The following is an 18,422-nucleotide window of genomic DNA, read 5'->3' as shown; positions in this document are numbered from 1 at the left end:
TTCCTCCTGTTGACGCTCCGCCGTGCGCGGAATGGCCGTTACTTTCTCAAAGCCGCCTGCGAAAGGGAATAAAAAAAGGATGGCTTGCGCCATCCTTCTTCACACTGCGGGTTTAGCGCTTATCAGGCATAAACCGGCAGACGGGCACAGATATCCAGCACTTTCTGTTTGGTGCGCTCGATAGTGGCTTCGTCGTTGATATTGTCGAGAACGTCAGCGATCCAGCCCGCCAGTTCGCGCACTTCCGCTTCTTTGAAGCCGCGACGGGTCACTGCTGGCGTACCGATACGCACACCGGAGGTCACAAACGGGCTCTTCGGATCGTTAGGTACGCTGTTTTTGTTCACGGTGATGTTGGCGCGGCCCAGAGCGGCATCCGCCTCTTTACCGGTCAGCCCTTTGCTCACCAGATCGATCAGGAACAGGTGGTTGTAAGTACCGCCTGAGACGATGTTGTAACCACGCTCCAGCAGCACTTCCACCATCGCTTTGGCATTCTTCGCGACCTGCTGCTGATAAGCCTTGAACTCCGGCTCCATCGCTTCTTTGAACGCGACGGCTTTACCGGCGATAACGTGCATCAGCGGGCCGCCCTGACCACCCGGGAACACCGCGGAGTTCAGTTTCTTGTACAGCTCTTCGTCGCCGTTTTTCGCCAGGATCAGGCCACCACGCGGACCGGCCAGCGTTTTGTGCGTGGTCGAGGTCACGATGTGCGCGTGTGGTACCGGGTTCGGGTACACATCAGCAGCGATCAGACCGGCAACGTGGGCCATATCAACAAACAGCCAGGCGCCGATGCTGTCGGCGATTTCACGCATTTTTGCCCAGTCGCACACGCCAGAGTAAGCAGAGAAGCCGCCCACGATCATTTTTGGCTTGTGGGTCTGCGCCAGTTCGGCCAGCTCTTCGTAATTGATTTTGCCGGTTTCATCGATGCCGTAAGGGATAACGTTGTACAGCTTACCGGACAGGTTGACCGGCGAACCGTGGGTCAGGTGACCACCGTGTGCCAGGTTCATGCCCAGAATGGTGTCGCCCGGCTGCAGCAGCGCGGTGTACACCGCGAAGTTAGCCTGGGAGCCGGAGTGCGGCTGCACGTTAGCGTAATCCGCGCCGAACAGCGCTTTGGCGCGATCGATCGCCAGCTGCTCAACGATATCCACATATTCACATCCGCCGTAGTAGCGTTTGCCCGGATAGCCTTCGGCATATTTGTTGGTGAGCTGTGAACCTTGCGCCTGCATAACGCGTGGGCTGGTGTAGTTTTCCGAAGCAATCAGTTCAATGTGCTCTTCCTGACGCACCTTCTCCTGCTCCATAGCCTGCCACAACTCGGCATCATAATCGGCAATGTTCATATCACGCTTTAACATCCGCATCTCCTGACTCAGCAACTTTTTAACGGCAGTTTAAGCCCCGGCTAAGGGGCGAAGGCCAACAGTGTAAACGGTTTTGCCAGGGGACGGTAGCGCCAATCCCCTCTTTTTACGCAAACGATTGGCAAGGCGCTGGCACGGGATTTTTACGCTTTTTAGCCGGGGAAGAAAACCGGATATTTGTTCATCAGCAGCGGGAAAATTTTTCAGCTTTGCGCGCCCGCCAGCAGATTGCCACTCGTCACCCCAGACAAAACGGGGGATTTACAGTGCGCGGCAACAGGCATAACATGCATTTAAAATACATGTTTAAAATTACTCTGAGGATCAGCCCATGCTTGACGCGCAAACCATCGCCACCGTGAAATCTACCCTGCCCGCGATTGCTCAACTCGGCCCGCAGCTGACCGGTCACTTTTATCAGCGGATGCTGACGCAGCATCCCGAGCTGAAGAACGTGTTTAATATGAACAACCAGCGCAGCGGCAATCAGCGTGAAGCGCTGTTTAACGCTATCTGCGCGTACGGCAGCAACCTGGAAAATCTTGCGGTGCTGCTGCCGGCGGTGGAGAAAATTGCGCAGAAGCATGCCAGCCTGAATATTCAGCCGGCGCAGTACGCGATTGTCGGGGAAAACCTGCTGGCGACGATTAAAGAGCTGCTCAATCCAGGCGATGAAGTACTGGCGGCGTGGGGCAAAGCCTATGGCGTGCTGGCTGAGGTGTTTATCCAGCGTGAAGCAGCGATTTACCGTGCGTCGGAAGAAAAGGTCGGCGGCTGGCGCGGCGCGCGCGATTTTCGTATCCGTGCGATTACCGCGCAGAGCTCGGTGATCAAAAGCATTGAGCTGGTGCCGAATGATGGAGAGCCGGTGGCGGACTTCCTGCCCGGCCAGTATCTGACCCTCAGTCTGCGCCCGGCGGACAGCGACTACATTCAGCACCGCCAGTATTCGCTGACGCATCTGCCGGATGGCAAAGCCTATCGCATTGCAGTGAAGCACGAAGCGCAGGGCAGCGTCTCCGGCTGGCTGCATCAGCATGCGAAGGTTGGCGATATCGTGCAGTGCGCCGCGCCGGCCGGGGATTTCTTCCTGCAGGCAGCGGCGCAGACGCCGGTGACGCTGATCTCAGCCGGCGTCGGGCAAACGCCGCTGTTAGCCATGCTGGCCAGCCTGGCGGAGCAGCAGCATTCGGCCGCGGTATGCTGGCTGCACGCCGCCGAAAACGGCGCGCAGCACGCGTTTGCTGATGAGGTCGCAGCGCTGGGCGCGCAACTGCCGCGCTTTAGCCGCCACGTCTGGTATCGCCAGCCGCAAGCTGACGACGCGGGACGTTACGACGCGCAGGGTCTGATGGATTTAGCCACCGTCTCAACCGCACTGACCCAGCCAGAGGGTGAGTTCTGGATTTGCGGCCCGCTGGCATTCATGCAGTTTGTTGCGCGCCAGCTGACGGATGCCGGCATCAGCGCCGACCGCATTCACTACGAAGTGTTCGGTCCGCACAAAGTGCTGTAAATGAAAAAGCCTGCACGCGGCAGGCTTTGTGTCTGGTGAGGAGCGAAGGGCTCAGATGGCCTCTTCGTCTTCCTCGCCGGTACGAATACGCACGACGCGCGCCACGTCAAAGACAAAGATTTTGCCGTCGCCGATTTTACCGGTCTGCGCGGTTTTCATGATGGTTTCTACGCAGGTATCGACGATATCATCGCCCACCACCATCTCGATTTTCACTTTTGGCAGAAAATCGACCATGTATTCGGCACCGCGATACAGCTCGGTGTGGCCTTTCTGACGTCCGAAGCCTTTCACTTCGCTGACCGTCATCCCGGTGATGCCCACTTCCGCTAAGGCTTCACGCACATCATCGAGTTTGAATGGTTTGATAATTGCATCGATCTTTTTCATCACAGATCCTTTTTTCGCTCCCTCCATGATGGACGGGTAACTATGAGTATAAGTGTTCCTGACGCTGCCGCAGCAAGCTACTCTTTAAATTCGCTGGCGTCCAGTTCGTGGCGCGACAGCAGCTTATAAAACTCGGTACGGTTGCGTCCAGCCAGACGCGCCGCATGCGTCACATTACCTTTGGTCATCTGCAGCAGTTTGCGCAGATAGTTAAGCTCAAACTGGTTGCGCGCTTCGACAAAGGTCGGTAGCGCCGTGTTCTCGCCAGCCAGCGCCTGCTCTACCAGCGCGTCACCAATTACCGGCGACGTAGTAAGCGCCACGCACTGCTCAATCACGTTGACCAGCTGGCGCACATTTCCCGGCCAGCTGGCACTCACCAGCCGTTTCATCGCATCGACCGAGAAGCTGCGCACAAACGGTTTGTGGCGATCGGCCGACTGGCGCAGCAGATGGTTGGCCAGCAGCGGGATGTCTTCGGCGCGTTCATGCAGCGCCGGGATCCTGAGATTTACCACGTTGAGACGATAGTAGAGATCTTCGCGGAAGCTTTTCTTCTCCATCGCCTTCGGCAGATCGCGGTGCGTGGCAGAGATGATGCGCACGTTGATGTCGAGATCGCGGTTGCTGCCCAGCGGGCGCACTTTGCGCTCCTGCAGCACACGGAGAAGTTTTACCTGCAGCGCCTGCGGCATGTCGCCAATCTCATCGAGAAACAGCGTGCCGCCTTCCGCCGCCTGAAACAGCCCTTCGCGCGCACTTACGGCCCCGGTGAAGGCGCCTTTGGCGTGGCCAAACAGCTCAGACTCCAGCAGCTGTTCCGGCAGCGCGCCGCAATTGATGGCAATGAAAGGTTTGCCGGCGCGCGGACTGGCAGCATGAATCGCCTGCGCCAGTACCTCTTTGCCGGTGCCGCTCTGGCCGTTGATCAATATACTGACGTCAGATTGCGCCACCATGTGCGCCTGCTCCAGCAGCCGCAGCATCAGCGGATTACGCGTGACGATCGCTTCGCGCCAGCCGTCATCGCTGACCGGCACGCGCTGCGCTAGTGCTTCGTCAATCGCTTTGTATAGCGCATCGCGATCGACCGGTTTGGTCAGAAAGCTGAACACGCCCTGCTGTGTGGCGGCTACCGCGTCCGGAATCGAGCCGTGCGCGGTCAGGATGATGACCGGCAGTCCGGTATGGCGCTTCTGGATTTCAGCAAACAGCGCCAGGCCATCCATTTCATCCATGCGCAGATCGCTGATCACCAAATCGACTTTCTCTTTCTGCAGATGACGCAGGGCTTCCGGCCCGCTGGCCGCGGTCGCTACCTGATAGCCTTCACTGCTGAGACGCATACCGAGCAGCTTGAGTAAGCCCGGATCGTCATCCACCAGCAGTAAGCGTGCGGCCTGTTTCATGGTTACTGCTCCTCGCTTTGGGCATCGCTGGCACCGTGTGTGCTGTCGCCGCTGTCCGGCGCTTTGCGCGATGACAGCTGACGCTCGATGTCAGTCAGTCGCTGCAGTTTACGCTGGGTATCGTCCAGCGTTTGCCGCAGTTGCGTTTGCTGCTGACGCAGGCGATCCAGTTCGGCGTCATTGCTTTGCTGCAGCGCGGCGTAGCGGCCGCGCGCCTCGCTCAGCTCCAGCTGCGCGGCCTGGTTACTGCGCCACAGATGCAGCAGCGGACGCACCGCCGCCGGATAATCCGCGCTGTAGCTGTCGAGCGTATCAACGTACTGACGGCGCTCCACCGGCGTCACGTTGCCGTTCGCCAGCAGGATGCCCTGCTTAAAGGCGCGCGCCCAGTTCTGTACCGGCCAGCGCCGCGCTTCCGCCCGCGCTTCGGCCGCCGACAGCCGCTCACCGCAGTCGATAGCGCGCTGCCAGTAAAGTGGATTGCTCATGGCCGCCGGTGCTTCAATCTGCCAGACATTCTGGCAATCGGTGGCCAGATAATCCGCCAGGCGCACGTCCGGCTCCGGCAGGTTCACCGCACCGCGCGGCGTACTGCTCTGCGGTGGCGCCTGACAGGCGCTCAGGCCGATGACGATCAGTGCGCCGACGAGAAATCGGCTGGATGTGAGTTTCATTAATCAGGCATTCCCGGCGCTGGTAGTCAAAATGATACGAAAACAGACGTCCGCGTCCGTGCGCGTGACCAACTGTAAATCACCCTGCATCCTGCGCAGGCAATCTTTGGCGATGCTTAATCCCAGCCCGCTGCCTTTCACCGGCCCTTTGCGCTGCTGGCTCCCCTGATAAAAGGGCTCAAAGATCATCGCCTGCTCTTCAGCCGGAATCGGCGTGCCGGTGTTCGCCACCTCAATCCACACCTGGTTGCCCTTCTGCTGGCTCTGCAGCCAGATGTTACCGGATTCGCTACCGTAGTTCACGGCGTTCGAGTAGAGGTTATCAATCACCCGCTGCAACAGCGTCGGTTCCGCCAGACAATAGCGGGCCTGCAGATCGATATGCGTATGCATCTGGCGCGCGCTGGCGGGCAGTGAGTGCACCCTGACGACGCTATCAATGATAGCGTCGATAGCCACCGGTTCCAGCCGCATTGGACTCTCCGCCAGCCGGCGATTGTAGTCGAGCAGCTGTTCAATCAGCCGCTGCAGATGACGGCTGCTGGTGTCGAGAATGGCGACAACTTCCTGCTGCTCCGCATTGAGCGGGCCGGCAACCTGGTCGGCCAGCAGTTCGGTGCCTTCGCGCAGGCTGGCCAGCGGCGTTTTGAGTTCGTGCGACAGGTGGCGCAGAAACTCATGCCGCTGTGCCTCCAGCCAGCTAAGACGTTCGCTGAGCCAGACAATGCGCTGTCCCAGCGAGCGAATTTCGCGTGGCCCGCGAAAACTGACGCTATTGCCCAGCGTTTTGCCCTCGCCCAGCCGGTTGATCATGCGTTCGACGCGCTTAACCGGGCCGATAATCATGCCGGTGAACAGCAGTACCAGCACCAGACTGATTAAAAACAGTATCAGCGCCTGCCAGCCAAAAAACTGGCCGCGATCGGCAATTTCGCGCTGCAGCTGCAGGCCGCGTGAAAACACCACTTCACGCGTGGCCTGCACCATGCGGGTGTTGGCGGCGGAGAACGCCTCCAGCGCGCTCGCCGCCGGTGCCAGCAGATTGCCGTTATCACACTGCAGCTTTTCCAGCTGCGGCAGCGCGCTCTGCAATATTTTGAACGTTGGCAAATCGGGCAGGCTGGCGGCATGGCTGCTGAGCATCTGGCCGTAGCGGCTCCACTGCGTTTGATACAGGCGTGCCAGACTGGCATCGCCCAGCACGCAATACTGGCGATAGCTACGCTCCAGCTCCAGCGCCGTACGCGCCATCGCCTCGCTGCGACGCACGTCGGTGAAGGTGTTGCGGTTGGTGTCCGCCGCCTGATTACTCAATGCTGAAAGGCTTTCCCATGCCTGCCATGCCAGCACCAGCAGCGGCAGCAGCACCAGCAGAAAGGCCATTAAAACCAGTTGCCGCAGGGATCGGGGAAACAGACGCCATCTCTTCACAACCGCGCTTCCTTTGAGGTGAGTTGCAGGCATGCTAGCGAAGTCCGGCAAGGTAAGAAAGGCTGAAAACGAAAACGGCAGGCCTTTTGGCCTGCCGTGAGAGCGACGCCGCAGCATCGCCTGCAAAATAGGTGGAGCCTAACTCAACGTTGCGTCCGGTGCTTGATAACGTTGCAAAGCAAGCGATTATCGGTTGGGTGGACGGCAGGCTCCGTTTGGTGCGTCATTCGATATTTTATGAGCTCAACCGCAGTGCGGGGCAATCATAGACAGGAGAATGAGCAACGTAATGAGTATAGCAACTATCGTGCCAGAAAATAAATAGCCTTGTTAATCAGCATACTGCCAGCTCAGAGAGGGAATTAACGACGCTTTCGGACCGGCTGGTCTGGAAAAAGTGTCGCCGATTAGCAACGGCTTTAACGCGCTAACTTCGCTCCCATAAAAAACAACGATTTAAATGTCACCTTTTAGCGACAGTTCAGTTATGGGATTGTCGTCATTTTCCGACATGCCACAGATGTCAGCGAATCACAGCGGATCGAGAGCAGTGCCCACGCGACAAAAAATAAAAAAGGCCGCGTTGAGCGGCCTTTGCACGGTGCTCGTGAATGGGCACCGGTAAGAGACAGGATTCAGGTTTAACCCAGCTGCTTGCGCGCGTTGCGGAAAATCCGCATCCACGGGCTGTCTTCGCCCCACTCCGCCGGGTGCCACGAATTGCTGACGGTGCGGAATACGCGCTCCGGATGCGGCATCATGATAGTGACGCGACCGCTTTCGTTGGTCACGGCGGTGATGCCGTTTGGTGAGCCGTTCGGGTTCGCCGGATAGGTCTCGGTGACTTTACCGAAGTTATCGACGAAGCGCAGCGCCACCAGCCCTTTCGCTTCCAGCTCAGCCAGATGCGCACCGTCACGTACTTCAACAAAACCTTCACCGTGCGAGACGGCAATCGGCATGCGAGAACCGACCATGCCGTCCAGCAGCAGTGACGGGCTGGCGGCCACTTCCACCAGGCTGAAGCGTGCTTCAAAGCGCTCGGACTGGTTACGCACAAAGCGCGGCCACAGCTCGCTGCCCGGAATCAGTTCACGCAGATTCGACATCATCTGGCAGCCGTTACACACGCCCAGCGCCAGCGTCTGCGGACGATGGAAGAAGTTTTCAAACTCGTCACGCACGCGGCTGTTGAACAGAATCGATTTCGCCCAGCCTTCGCCCGCACCCAGCACGTCGCCGTAGGAGAAGCCGCCACAGGCGACCAGTGCGTGGAATTCCTCCAGACCACGACGGCCCGCCAGCAGATCGCTCATGTGCACGTCAACCGCGGTAAAGCCTGCGCGGTGGAAGGCAGCGGCCATCTCAACGTGCGAGTTTACGCCCTGCTCGCGCAGCACGGCAACGCGCGGACGCGCGCCGGTGGCGATCATCGGTGCCGCCACATCCTCTTCCGGACGGAAGGTCAGCTGCACGTTCAGGCCAGGATCGTTATCGTCTTTCTTCGCTTCATGTTCCTGATCGGCACAGGCCGGGTTATCGCGCAGGCGCTGCATCTGCCAGGTGGTTTCAGCCCACCAGGTACGCAGGGTGGTACGGCTTTCGCTGTATACCGCGCTGTCGCCGGAGCGGATAACAAAACGGTCACCCGGCAACGCTTTACCGATGACGTGAACATTGCTGCTCAGACCGTGATCGGCAAACACTTTTTCCACGGCCGCGCGGTCGGCAGCGTTAATCTGCAGTACGGCGCCCAGCTCTTCCGTAAACATTGCTGCCAGCGCATCGCTGCCCAGCGCGGCGATATCCGCCTCAACACCGCAGTGGCCGGTGAAGGCCATTTCAGCCAGCGTGACCAGCAGACCGCCATCCGAGCGGTCGTGGTAAGCCAGCAGTTTCTGCTCGCTGACCAGCGTCTGAATTGCATTGAAGAAGCCAGCCAGCTGCGCGGCATCGCGCACGTCGGCCGGTTTGTCGCCCAGCTGACGATACACCTGTGACAGCGCTGTGGCGCCGAGGGTGTTAGCACCGTTGCCGAGATCCACCAGCAGCAGCAGGTTGTCGCCTTCCGGCTGCAGCTGTGGCGTCACGGTGCGACGCACATCTTCAACGCGTGCAAAAGCCGTAATGACCAGCGACAGCGGCGAGGTCATTTCGCGCTGTTCAGTGCCCTGCTGCCAGCGGGTTTTCATCGACATGGAGTCTTTACCCACCGGAATGGTGATTCCCAGCGCCGGGCACAGCTCTTCGCCCACCGCTTTTACCGCGGCGTACAGGCCAGCGTCTTCGCCCGGGTGACCGGCTGCAGCCATCCAGTTTGCCGACAGCTTCACGCGCTTCAGCGAACCGATCGCGGTCGCGGCCAGGTTGGTCAGCGCTTCGCCCACCGCCAGGCGGCCGGACGCGGCGAAATCCAGCAGCGCTACCGGCGCACGTTCGCCCATGGCAAACGCTTCGCCGTGGTAGCTGTCAAGGCTGGCGGTGGTCACGGCGCAGTTCGCCACCGGGATCTGCCACGGCCCGACCATCTGATCGCGCGCCACCATGCCGGTTACGCTGCGGTCACCGATGGTCACCAGGAAGGTTTTCTCCGCCACGGTTGGCAGGTGCAGCACACGGTTTACCGCATCGGCAATGGTAATGCCGTCCCGCACCAGCGCGTCACCTTTAGCCTGCTGGCTGGCCACGTCGCGCGTCATTTTTGGCGTTTTACCCAGCAGCACGTCGAGCGGCATGTCGATCGGTTTGTTATCGAAGTGGCTGTCGGCAAGGTTCAGGTGCTGCTCTTCGGTCGCTTCACCAATCACCGCATACGGCGCACGTTCGCGCTGGCACAGCTCGTCGAACAGCGCCAGTTTATCCGGCGCAACCGCCAGCACATAACGCTCCTGCGACTCGTTACACCACACTTCCAGCGGGCTCATGCCTGGTTCATCGCTGAGGATGTCGCGCAGGTTGAAGTTGCCGCCGCGGCCACCGTCGCTCACCAGCTCCGGCATGGCGTTAGACAGGCCACCGGCACCAACGTCGTGAATAAACAGAATCGGGTTGGCTTCGCCCAGCTGCCAGCAGCGGTCAATCACTTCCTGACAGCGACGCTCCATCTCCGGGTTGTCACGCTGCACAGAGGCGAAGTCAAGATCGGCATCCGACTGGCCGGACGCCATCGAGGACGCCGCACCGCCGCCAAGGCCGATATTCATCGCCGGACCGCCCAGCACGATCAGCTTCGCGCCAACCACGATTTCACCCTTCTGCACGTGATCGGCGCGGATGTTACCAATGCCGCCGGCCAGCATGATCGGCTTGTGATAGCCGCGCAGCTCAACGCCGTTATGGCTGTTGACCTGCTCTTCATAAGTACGGAAATAGCCGTTCAGCGCCGGGCGACCAAATTCGTTGTTAAACGCGGCGCCGCCTAACGGGCCTTCGGTCATGATATCCAGCGCGGTAACAATGCGATCCGGCTTGCCGAAATCCTCTTCCCACGGCTGTTCAAAGCCGGGAATACGCAGGTTGGAAACCGAGAAGCCGACCAGACCCGCTTTCGGCTTCGCGCCGCGTCCGGTGGCGCCTTCGTCACGGATTTCCCCGCCGGAACCGGTGGCGGCGCCCGGCCATGGCGAAATGGCCGTCGGGTGGTTGTGGGTTTCCACCTTCATCAGGATATGCGCGGCTTCCTGATGGAACTCGTATTCGCCCTGCTGCGCATCCGCATAGAAACGCCCGACCTCGGAGCCTTCCATCACCGCGGCATTGTCTTTATACGCCGACAGGACGTGTTCCGGATGCTGCTCAAAGGTGTTTTTAATCATTTTAAACAGCGACTTCGGCTGTTTTTCGCCGTCGATAATCCAGTCGGCGTTAAAAATCTTGTGACGACAGTGCTCGGAGTTCGCCTGAGCGAACATATAGAGCTCGATGTCGTTCGGATTGCGGCCCAGTCTGGTGAAGGCATCGAGGAGGTAATCAATTTCGTCATCGGCCAGCGCCAGGCCGAGCGTGCGGTTAGCCTGTTCCAGCGCCTCGCGCCCTCCGCCCAGCACGTCTACGCTTTTCAGCGGCTGCGGCTCATGATGCGCGAACAGCTGTTCTGCCGCGCTGAGCTCCGTGAACACGGTTTCCATCATGCGGTCGTGCAGCAGGCTGGCCAGCTGCTGCCACTGCGCGTCAGTCAGCTGCGGTGCCTGTACATAGAAGGCCAGACCGCGCTCCAGGCGCAATACCTGTGGCAGGTCGCAGTTGTGGGCGATATCGGTGGCTTTCGATGACCAGGGAGAAATGGTGCCGGGACGCGGCGTCACCAGCAACAGACGCCCTTGTGGCGCATGTTCGGCGAGAGAAGGACCGTATTTCAGCAGACGCTGCAGGCGGGCTTGCTGTTCCGCGCTGAGCGGTGCGCTGACATCGGCGAAATGGACGTACTCGGCGTAAATATCACTCACCGGCAGATGAGCGTCCTGAAAGCGGGTCAGCAGTTTGTTTACACGAAATGCCGACAGAGCGGGCGAACCACGCAGAATTTCCATCATTAAAGATCTCTCGTCTTCGAAGCGCCGGGCGACGCTTCATGGGGCGCAACAGGGAAAACGGGCGGTATTATAGAGAAATGGCACGGGTTACGAAACCGTTTGCGCAGAAAAACTGAGCCTCAGGATTTGCCTGAATTTTGCGCAAATCTTGCTATATAAGTTGCCCTGTTGCGCTTTGTTGCGCAAAATGCCCCTCGCTCTGGGAGTGCAAAACAACATAAATACTGCCTTTAAAAGACAGAGGCCTGTGAGCCATTACGAGACAACTATTTGAAACGCCTGAAATTAAATTATCTGTTTATCGGTCTGATCACCGTGCTGCTTGCGCTGGCGCTGTGGCCGTCCATCCCCTGGTACGGGGGCGGAAAAGACGCGTTATCACAGATCAAATCGCGGGGAGTGTTGCGCATCAGTACCGTCAACTCGCCGCTGACTTACTACACCATCAATAATGCACCAGCCGGTATGGACTACGAGCTGGCGAAGCGCTTCGCCGATTATCTTGGCGTGAAGCTGGAAGTCACGGTGCGGCCCAACCTCGGCGACCTGTTTGACGATCTCGACGACGGCAAAGCCGACCTGCTGGCCGCCGGGCTGATCTACAACAGCGAGCGCCTCAGCCGTTATCAGAGTGGCCCGAGCTACTATTCCGTGTCGCAGCAGCTGGTGTATCGCATCGACAAACCGCGGCCCAAAAACCTTGGTGATCTGAAAGGCCGGCTGATTGTGCAGTCCGGTTCGGCCTATCTGTCAACGTTACGTTCCGCCAAAGCGGACAGCTATCCCGATCTCGACTGGGCCATTTCCACCGATATGGGCCAGAAAGCGCTGCTGGAAGCGGTCGCCGACGGCAAGCTCGACTATACCGTGGGGGATTCGGTGACCATCGGCCTGCTGCAGCGTATCCATCCACAGCTGGCAGTGGCGTTTGATATTACCGATGAAGAGCCGGTGACCTGGTATCTGCCACGTAACGATGACGATAGCCTGAACGCCGCCATGCTCGACTTCTACAGTCAGATGGGGGAAGAAGGCACCATGGCGCGGCTGGAAGAGAAGTATCTCGGCCACGTCGGCACCTTTGATTATGTCGATACCCGCACCTTCCTGCGCGCAATTGATAACACGCTGCCGGATATCAAGCCGCTGTTTGAGAAGTACGCGTCCAGTATCGACTGGCGCCTGCTGGCGGCGATTTCCTACCAAGAGTCGCACTGGAATCCGCAGGCGACCTCGCCCACCGGCGTGCGCGGCATGATGATGCTGACGCGCAATACCGCTGACAGCCTCGACGTGAACGATCGTCTCGATCCGGAACAGAGCATTCGCGGCGGCAGCGAATACCTGCGGCGCATGATGGAAAAAGTGCCGGAGACCATTCCGGAAGATGAACGCATCTGGTTTGCGCTGGCGGCCTATAACATGGGCTACGCACATATGCTGGATGCACGCCGGCTGACCCTCAAACAGGGTGGCAATCCGGACAGCTGGGCCGACGTTAAGCTGCGCCTGCCGATGCTGAGCCAGAAGCGCTATTACGCGCAGACCACATACGGCTATGCGCGCGGCCACGAAGCTTATAACTACGTTGAGAACATCCGTAAGTATCAGATCAGCCTGGTAGGCTATCTGCAGGAGCAGGAGAAACGGCTGGCGCAGCAGTCGGCGCTGGAAGCGGAACTCGGTGCCGGTTATCCGGCCGTCGAACCAAAGATTGCGATGAACTAATCGGCGCGCAGCGCCTGCCGCTGCGCACGTTTCTGTTCGCGGCGCATACGGAAGAAGTCGCTCAGCAGCGTGGCGCACTCCTCGGCCAGCACGCCATGCGCAATCTCGATCTGATGATTCATGCCCGGATGGCCGATCACATCCAGCAGCGAACCGGCGGCACCGGTTTTCTCATCCTTCGCGCCATAGACCAGACGGGTAATCCGGCTGTGCACCATGGCACCTGCACACATCACGCACGGCTCCAGCGTCACGTATAAGGTGGTGTCGAGCAGCCGGTAATTATCAATCACTTTTCCGCCCTGACGCAGCGCCATAATCTCGGCATGCGCGGTGGGATCGCACTGGCTAATCGGCCGGTTCCAGCCCTCGCCAATCACTCTGTCACCCTGCACCAGCACCGCACCGACCGGCACTTCGCCCTGCTCCCACGCACGCCGCGCCAGTTCAAGCGCGTGGCGCATCCAGTATTCATCAGTTTGTGGGTTCAACGGGCAACTCCTGCGGATTAACAAGGCGGCGCATTATAGACGGAATCCAGCTGCGATTCACTCCAGCTGTTGCAGTTCACCGCGCGGCGTCACGCGCCAGCGGTGCTGGCAGAAAAACAGCAGCGGGTTATCCTGCTTGCTGTCGCTGTAGCCGCTGTATAGCTGCAGCGGCGTACCGATTTTTTCCTCGAGCTGCGCCACTTTTTCATGGCCAAGACAGCGCATGGCTAATACCCGGCCGCCACGGCCCGGTTTCATCTGGCTGGCGATCAGCTTCACGCGCGGCAGAAACGCGGAATCAAAATAGACCTGCTCCACCAGCGACTGCGGCGAGCCGGTAATCAGCCAGACATCGGCGTCTTCACTGCTGAGGTAGTCAGTCAGCCGCTGCTGCACCACCGGAAACGCGGTAACGCGCTCGCGAAACCAGCGGGCAAATTCGGCCTCACGCTTGCGCAGCGTGGCCTCACGATGGCCAAAGGTGATAGCCCACAGCAGCAGGCTCATCGGCCAGCGCGCAGCGCGGCCCTTTATCAGCATACCCATGCCGATGACCGGCAGCAGCGGCACCACCAGCACCAGATTGAGCGGCTGGCGGCGCAGCAGATAACGCATAAATGTGCCAAACATGTCCTGCTGATGCAGCGTGCCGTCCAGGTCAAAAAATACTACGCGGCGATGCGAACCCTTTGTCAAACCCGACTCCTTTTTCTAAACGCGGCGATACCTGCTCTACAGTGTAGCCAGCATCGCGCGCCGGGGCGAAAGCTGTCATTTTTAATTCCAGTGGCTACAATGCCATTTGAATAGTTTATTCTCTGCGTCGGCGCGATGTCATCTGACATTCCTGGCCAGACATTTCCTTCCGCGAGCGGCTAAGCTGTGTGCGGGACTATGGATTAAGGATCGGACATGAGTTCATTGCTGCGAATTCGCCAGCTCTACCCACGCCTGGCGCTGAACGAGCGTCGGCTGGCGGATTTTTTGCTGTCGCAGCCTGATCGGGCACGGCATCTGAGTTCACAAAAACTGGCGGAAGAGTCAGGCGTAAGCCAGTCGAGCGTGGTGAAGTTCGCCCAGAAACTGGGTTACAAAGGCTTTCCGGCGCTGAAGCTGGCGCTGAGTGAGTCGCTGGCCGACCGCGATGCCATCACCGTGCACAACCACATTCTGAGTGACGATCCGCTTAAAGTTGTCGGCGAAAAGCTGCTGACGGAAAAAATTTCGGCGATTCGCGCCACGCTGGATATCAACAGCGAAGAGAAACTCACGGAAACGCTGCAGCTGCTGAAAAACGCCAACCGCATTCTGCTGGTCGGCATTGGCGCTTCCGGGCTGGTGGCGAAAGATTTTTCGTGGAAGCTGATGAAGATTGGCATCAACGCCGTCGCCGAGCAGGACATGCACGCGCTGCTGGCCAGCGTTCAGGCGATGGCACCCGGCGATGTGCTGCTGGCAATCTCCTACACCGGCGAACGTCGCGAGATCAACCTCGCGGCGCAGGAAGCGGCGGCGATTGGCGCCGATGTGCTGGCGTTCACCGGCTTTACCCCGAATTCGCTGCAGCAGTGCGCCACGGTCTGCCTGTATACCGTCGCCGAGGAGCAGAGCACGCGCAGTGCGGCCATCTCCTCCACCAGCGCCCAGCTGGCGCTGACCGATCTGCTGTTTATGGCGCTGGTGCAGAACGATCCGGAACGCGCCTCCAGCCATATTCGTCACAGCGAGGAGCTGGTGAAAAAGCTGGTCTGATTGCCCCATGATCAGGATATTCCCCCCTGCCTTAGCCCGAAATTGATCATCGGGCGGGGCAATGATTTTGTTGCCTGTCGCTATCCTTTTCGGCCCGATTAAACGCATTTTCAGCATCGGGCTTGCAGGATAATTTCCGATGTATATGATCAGGGCAAATTTACTCATCTCTCTCGTCATGCTGAAACTTATTTCCCGTTATGCAGGAATTGGCGTTATCAACACCGCGATTCACTGGACGGTGTTTGCGCTTATTCTCAAGCTGTTCGAGTCAGGTCAGGCTATGGCAAACTTTGGTGCATTCTGCGTTGCGGTGACGTTTTCCTTTTTTGCTAATGCCCGCTGGACCTTCTCTTCTGCAGCCACGCCCTTGCGTTACCTGCTTTATGTCAGCTTTATGGGAGGCATGGCGGCGCTGGTTGGCTGGATGGCCGACGCCTGCACGCTTTCCCCGGTGGTTACCCTGATACTCTTTTCCTTTATTAGCCTGGGTTGCGGCTTCATCTACTCTAATTACATCGTTTTCAGGGAAGTAAAATGAAATTGTCTCTCGTCGTGCCCGTCTTCAATGAAGAGGAAACCATTCCGCTCTTTTATCAGGCGGTTCGTCATGAATTAGCCGGCTATCAGGTGGAAATTGTTTTTATCAATGATGGCAGTAGCGATGGCAGCGAAAACATCATCAATGCCCTGGCCATCTCGGATCCGCTGGTCATTGCGCTGTCATTCACCCGCAATTTCGGCAAAGAGCCCGCGTTGTTTGCCGGACTGGAGCATGCCACCGGCGACGCGGTTATCCCGATTGATGTTGATCTGCAGGATCCCATCGCCGTTATCCATCAACTGGTTGAACGCTGGCAAGCGGGTGCCGATGTGGTTCTGGCTAAACGGAAAGATCGCAGTGCCGATGGGCATGTAAAACGTAAAACAGCCGAGTGGTTTTATCACTTTCACAACCAAATCAGCTCGCCGAAAATAGAGGAAAACGTTGGCGATTTTCGTCTGCTATCGCGCGAGACGGTAGAACATATAAAAAGCCTGCCGGAAAGGAATCTGTTCATGAAGGGCATTTTATCCTGGGTTGGCGGTAAAACAGCGATTGTGGAATATGATCGGGCTGAACGCGTCACAGGGGTGTCGAAATTTAATGGCTGGAAATTGTGGAATCTGGCGTTAGAAGGATTAACCAGTTTTTCAACCTTCCCCTTACGCATCTGGAGTTACATCGGCGGTAGCGTCGCTTTACTCTCCTTTCTTTATGGATTCTGGATGATCATCGATAAACTGCTCTGGGGCAATCCGGTGGCGGGTTACCCTTCGTTGCTGGTTTCCATTCTTTTTTTGGGTGGAGTGCAACTTATCGGCATCGGTGTTCTGGGCGAATATATTGGCCGAATCTACATTGAGTCCAAACAAAGACCACGCTACGTTATTAAGAGCAGGAAATGAAAAAAACAGTTTTAGATCGTAACCCATTCATGCTGTATCTCATACTGGCTGTCGCTTTACTGATCGGCTACAGCCCGGTTTATTTATCAACATACGGATTTTCCGACGACTGGTTCTATTTATACGCATCCACTACCGATGCATTCAGTATTTTCAAATGGGATATCTTATCGGGCCGACCTTTCTATGGTGCTATACGCTATTTCTTCGCTTTTCTGATTGATGACGTGCAGGATCTGACCTGGCTCCGTGCACTCTCATTATTAAGCCTGATTTTACTTGGTGGATATCTCATCCGCTTTCTGGAACGCCGCAATATTTTCGACAGTGCGGTGCAGCGTCTGGCCTTTGCGTCGCTGATTTGTCTGCTGCCTTCATTTCAGGTTTTTGTTGGCTGGACAGTCTGCTTTCCTTATGTGCTATCAGTGCTGCTGGCGGGTATCAGTTATTCGACGCTGGCCGCCAACAAAGGCCTGATCCGCGTGCTCCTGTCAGCTATTTGCCTGACGCTTTCCTTTGCGATTTACCAACCTGCAGCCATGAGCTTTTTATTTTTTGCATGGCTCGATCTGGGCATGATAAAAGATAACTATCAGCGCAGCGCAGTCATAAAGCTGATGTTGATGCTGGGGTTCGGTATGCTGATGGCGCTGGTGCTGGCGAAAGTCCTGCCGCTCGTGCTGTTTAATGAAGTTCTGGCAAGGACCAACATTACCTTAGCGCCGCTGAAAAAAATCAGCTGGTTTATCGCTGAACCGCTGCGAAATGCGCTGTGCAACTTTGATACCGGGCGCTCTGTAGTGAGCATAATTATTTCCTGTTCAGTCATAACTGTCGGCGTCGTTAAAGCACCCGATTTCAAACCGCGTAAAGCTTTTCTGTTCCTGTTTTTCCTGCTCGCGGCGGGCATTCCTAATCTTTTGGTTAGTGAAGACTGGGCAGCCTATCGCACGGTTATCGCCCTGTCCTTAATCACCACCTCAGCCTTCATTGCTGGCTTATTCGTGATCTTTAATAAGCTGAAGATAACTACTTCTGCCAGTATCGTTTGCCTCGTCATTGCGGTGCTCTCATGCATGCTGAATATTCAGAAGGGCTTTTCTACGCCTCAGCAGCGCGAGTATCAGTTGTTAAGCAGCGCAATCACAGAGAGCGTGCCTGCAGAATACTCTGGCCAGCTTTATTATCGTATCGATAGCGACAACTTACCGACTATCGCAAAATCCAAAAAATACGATGAGTTTGGTTCGCTTTCGCTGGGTATGCCATGGTCCTTTGCCGGTATGGCCGACGCGATTAAAAAAGAGCACGCGATGAAGTTTTCGTTGCCAAAGGCGCCCGTAATCTACGGCAGCGATCAATGTCCAGGTGACTGTATGACACTGGATGCTACCCACGTGCTGGCACCGGGAAAATAAAGACAGCCCCGCTATTATGTCGCTAACCACGCCAACGGCCCTGCTCACCGTGGCGTGGTTTTCTGGCTATGGCGCGACATCATCACATCGGTTAGCAGCAGCCAAGTCGCTACCTTCTGCTGGCGGCTTTATACTACGCTAAGTCATTTTTTGAACGCCACCCGGCGTGATAATATGCGTGCCGCTCAGGGGATCGCCCCGCTGGTTTACGCCTGCATCGATTGAAAAATCACACTGCAAAGCGCTATTT

At 57.5% G+C, this 18,422-nt stretch carries 14 protein-coding genes; 6 read left to right on the top strand and 8 right to left on the bottom strand.

Going from position 1 to position 18,422, the window contains the following annotated elements; all coding sequences use genetic code 11:
- Positions 1-122: 122 nt before the first annotated feature.
- Positions 123-1,376 (bottom strand): serine hydroxymethyltransferase, encoded by a 1,254-nt coding sequence (gene glyA, locus C1Y42_RS18170; RefSeq protein ID WP_021506540.1) that lies wholly within the window; start codon positions 1,374-1,376, stop codon positions 123-125.
- 337 nt (positions 1,377-1,713) lie between these two features.
- On the opposite strand from glyA, the gene hmpA reads away from it, so the two are divergent.
- Positions 1,714-2,898, top strand: a complete 1,185-nt coding sequence (gene hmpA / locus C1Y42_RS18165) for an NO-inducible flavohemoprotein (protein WP_104094076.1) — start codon at positions 1,714-1,716, stop codon at positions 2,896-2,898.
- Between the two features lie 51 nt (positions 2,899-2,949).
- Here the strand turns inward: hmpA and glnB are convergent, their stop codons facing one another.
- The 5 genes from glnB to purL all read right to left on the bottom strand — a co-directional run bounded on the left by glnB (position 2,950) and on the right by purL (position 11,334).
- Entirely contained in the window at positions 2,950-3,288 is a 339-nt protein-coding gene (gene glnB, locus C1Y42_RS18160) for a nitrogen regulatory protein P-II (protein ID WP_007886217.1), read from the bottom strand.
- Positions 3,289-3,365: 77 nt separating this feature from the next.
- Positions 3,366-4,697: a two-component system response regulator GlrR gene (gene glrR, locus C1Y42_RS18155; protein ID WP_104094075.1), complete on the bottom strand. Its 1,332-nt coding sequence runs from the start codon at positions 4,695-4,697 to the stop codon at positions 3,366-3,368.
- Between the two features lie 2 nt (positions 4,698-4,699).
- Positions 4,700-5,371, bottom strand: coding sequence for a two-component system QseEF-associated lipoprotein QseG (qseG, locus tag C1Y42_RS18150; protein ID WP_104094074.1), 672 nt, complete (start codon positions 5,369-5,371; stop codon positions 4,700-4,702).
- A 3-nt stretch (positions 5,372-5,374) separates the two neighbouring features.
- Entirely contained in the window at positions 5,375-6,802 is a 1,428-nt protein-coding gene (locus tag C1Y42_RS18145) for a HAMP domain-containing sensor histidine kinase (protein ID WP_058770860.1), read from the bottom strand.
- A gap of 641 nt (positions 6,803-7,443) precedes the next feature.
- Complete coding sequence (gene purL, locus C1Y42_RS18140; RefSeq protein WP_104094073.1) at positions 7,444-11,334, bottom strand: phosphoribosylformylglycinamidine synthase; 3,891 nt, start codon at positions 11,332-11,334, stop codon at positions 7,444-7,446.
- A gap of 270 nt (positions 11,335-11,604) precedes the next feature.
- Between purL and mltF the strand changes: the two genes are divergently transcribed.
- A complete protein-coding gene (gene mltF / locus C1Y42_RS18135) occupies positions 11,605-13,062 on the top strand; it encodes a membrane-bound lytic murein transglycosylase MltF (protein WP_021506534.1) in 1,458 nt (485 codons plus the stop codon).
- On the opposite strand, the gene tadA is transcribed toward mltF, so the two are convergent.
- Positions 13,059-13,553, bottom strand: a complete 495-nt coding sequence (gene tadA, locus C1Y42_RS18130; RefSeq protein WP_071813580.1) for a tRNA adenosine(34) deaminase TadA — start codon at positions 13,551-13,553, stop codon at positions 13,059-13,061. The two genes, mltF and tadA, sit on opposite strands and share 4 nt — an antisense overlap.
- 57 nt (positions 13,554-13,610) lie before the next feature.
- Positions 13,611-14,249, bottom strand: a complete 639-nt coding sequence (gene yfhb / locus C1Y42_RS18125) for a phosphatidylglycerophosphatase C (protein WP_021506532.1) — start codon at positions 14,247-14,249, stop codon at positions 13,611-13,613.
- 216 nt (positions 14,250-14,465) lie between these two features.
- Here yfhb and C1Y42_RS18120 point away from each other — a divergent pair, with 216 nt between their 5' ends.
- From C1Y42_RS18120 to C1Y42_RS18105, 4 genes are all read left to right on the top strand, one after another.
- Positions 14,466-15,305, top strand: coding sequence for a MurR/RpiR family transcriptional regulator (locus C1Y42_RS18120; RefSeq protein WP_021506531.1), 840 nt, complete (start codon positions 14,466-14,468; stop codon positions 15,303-15,305).
- Between the two features lie 178 nt (positions 15,306-15,483).
- A complete protein-coding gene (locus C1Y42_RS18115) occupies positions 15,484-15,846 on the top strand; it encodes a GtrA family protein (protein ID WP_058781808.1) in 363 nt (120 codons plus the stop codon).
- Positions 15,843-16,754, top strand: coding sequence for a glycosyltransferase family 2 protein (locus C1Y42_RS18110; RefSeq protein WP_021506529.1), 912 nt, complete (start codon positions 15,843-15,845; stop codon positions 16,752-16,754). Before C1Y42_RS18115 ends, C1Y42_RS18110 begins: the two co-directional genes overlap by 4 nt.
- Positions 16,751-18,172, top strand: a complete 1,422-nt coding sequence (locus C1Y42_RS18105) for a glucosyltransferase domain-containing protein (RefSeq protein WP_233210736.1) — start codon at positions 16,751-16,753, stop codon at positions 18,170-18,172. The genes C1Y42_RS18110 and C1Y42_RS18105 overlap by 4 nt, the downstream gene beginning before the upstream one ends.
- Positions 18,173-18,422 lie beyond the last annotated feature (250 nt).

The sequence above is a fragment of the Pantoea sp. ICBG 985 genome (assembly GCF_002928365.1).
In the GTDB taxonomy this organism is placed as follows: Bacteria; Pseudomonadota; Gammaproteobacteria; order Enterobacterales; family Enterobacteriaceae; genus Pantoea; species Pantoea dispersa.
The sequence above is the reverse complement of the archived record's forward strand: the minus strand, read 5'-3'. Positions and strand labels throughout refer to the sequence as shown.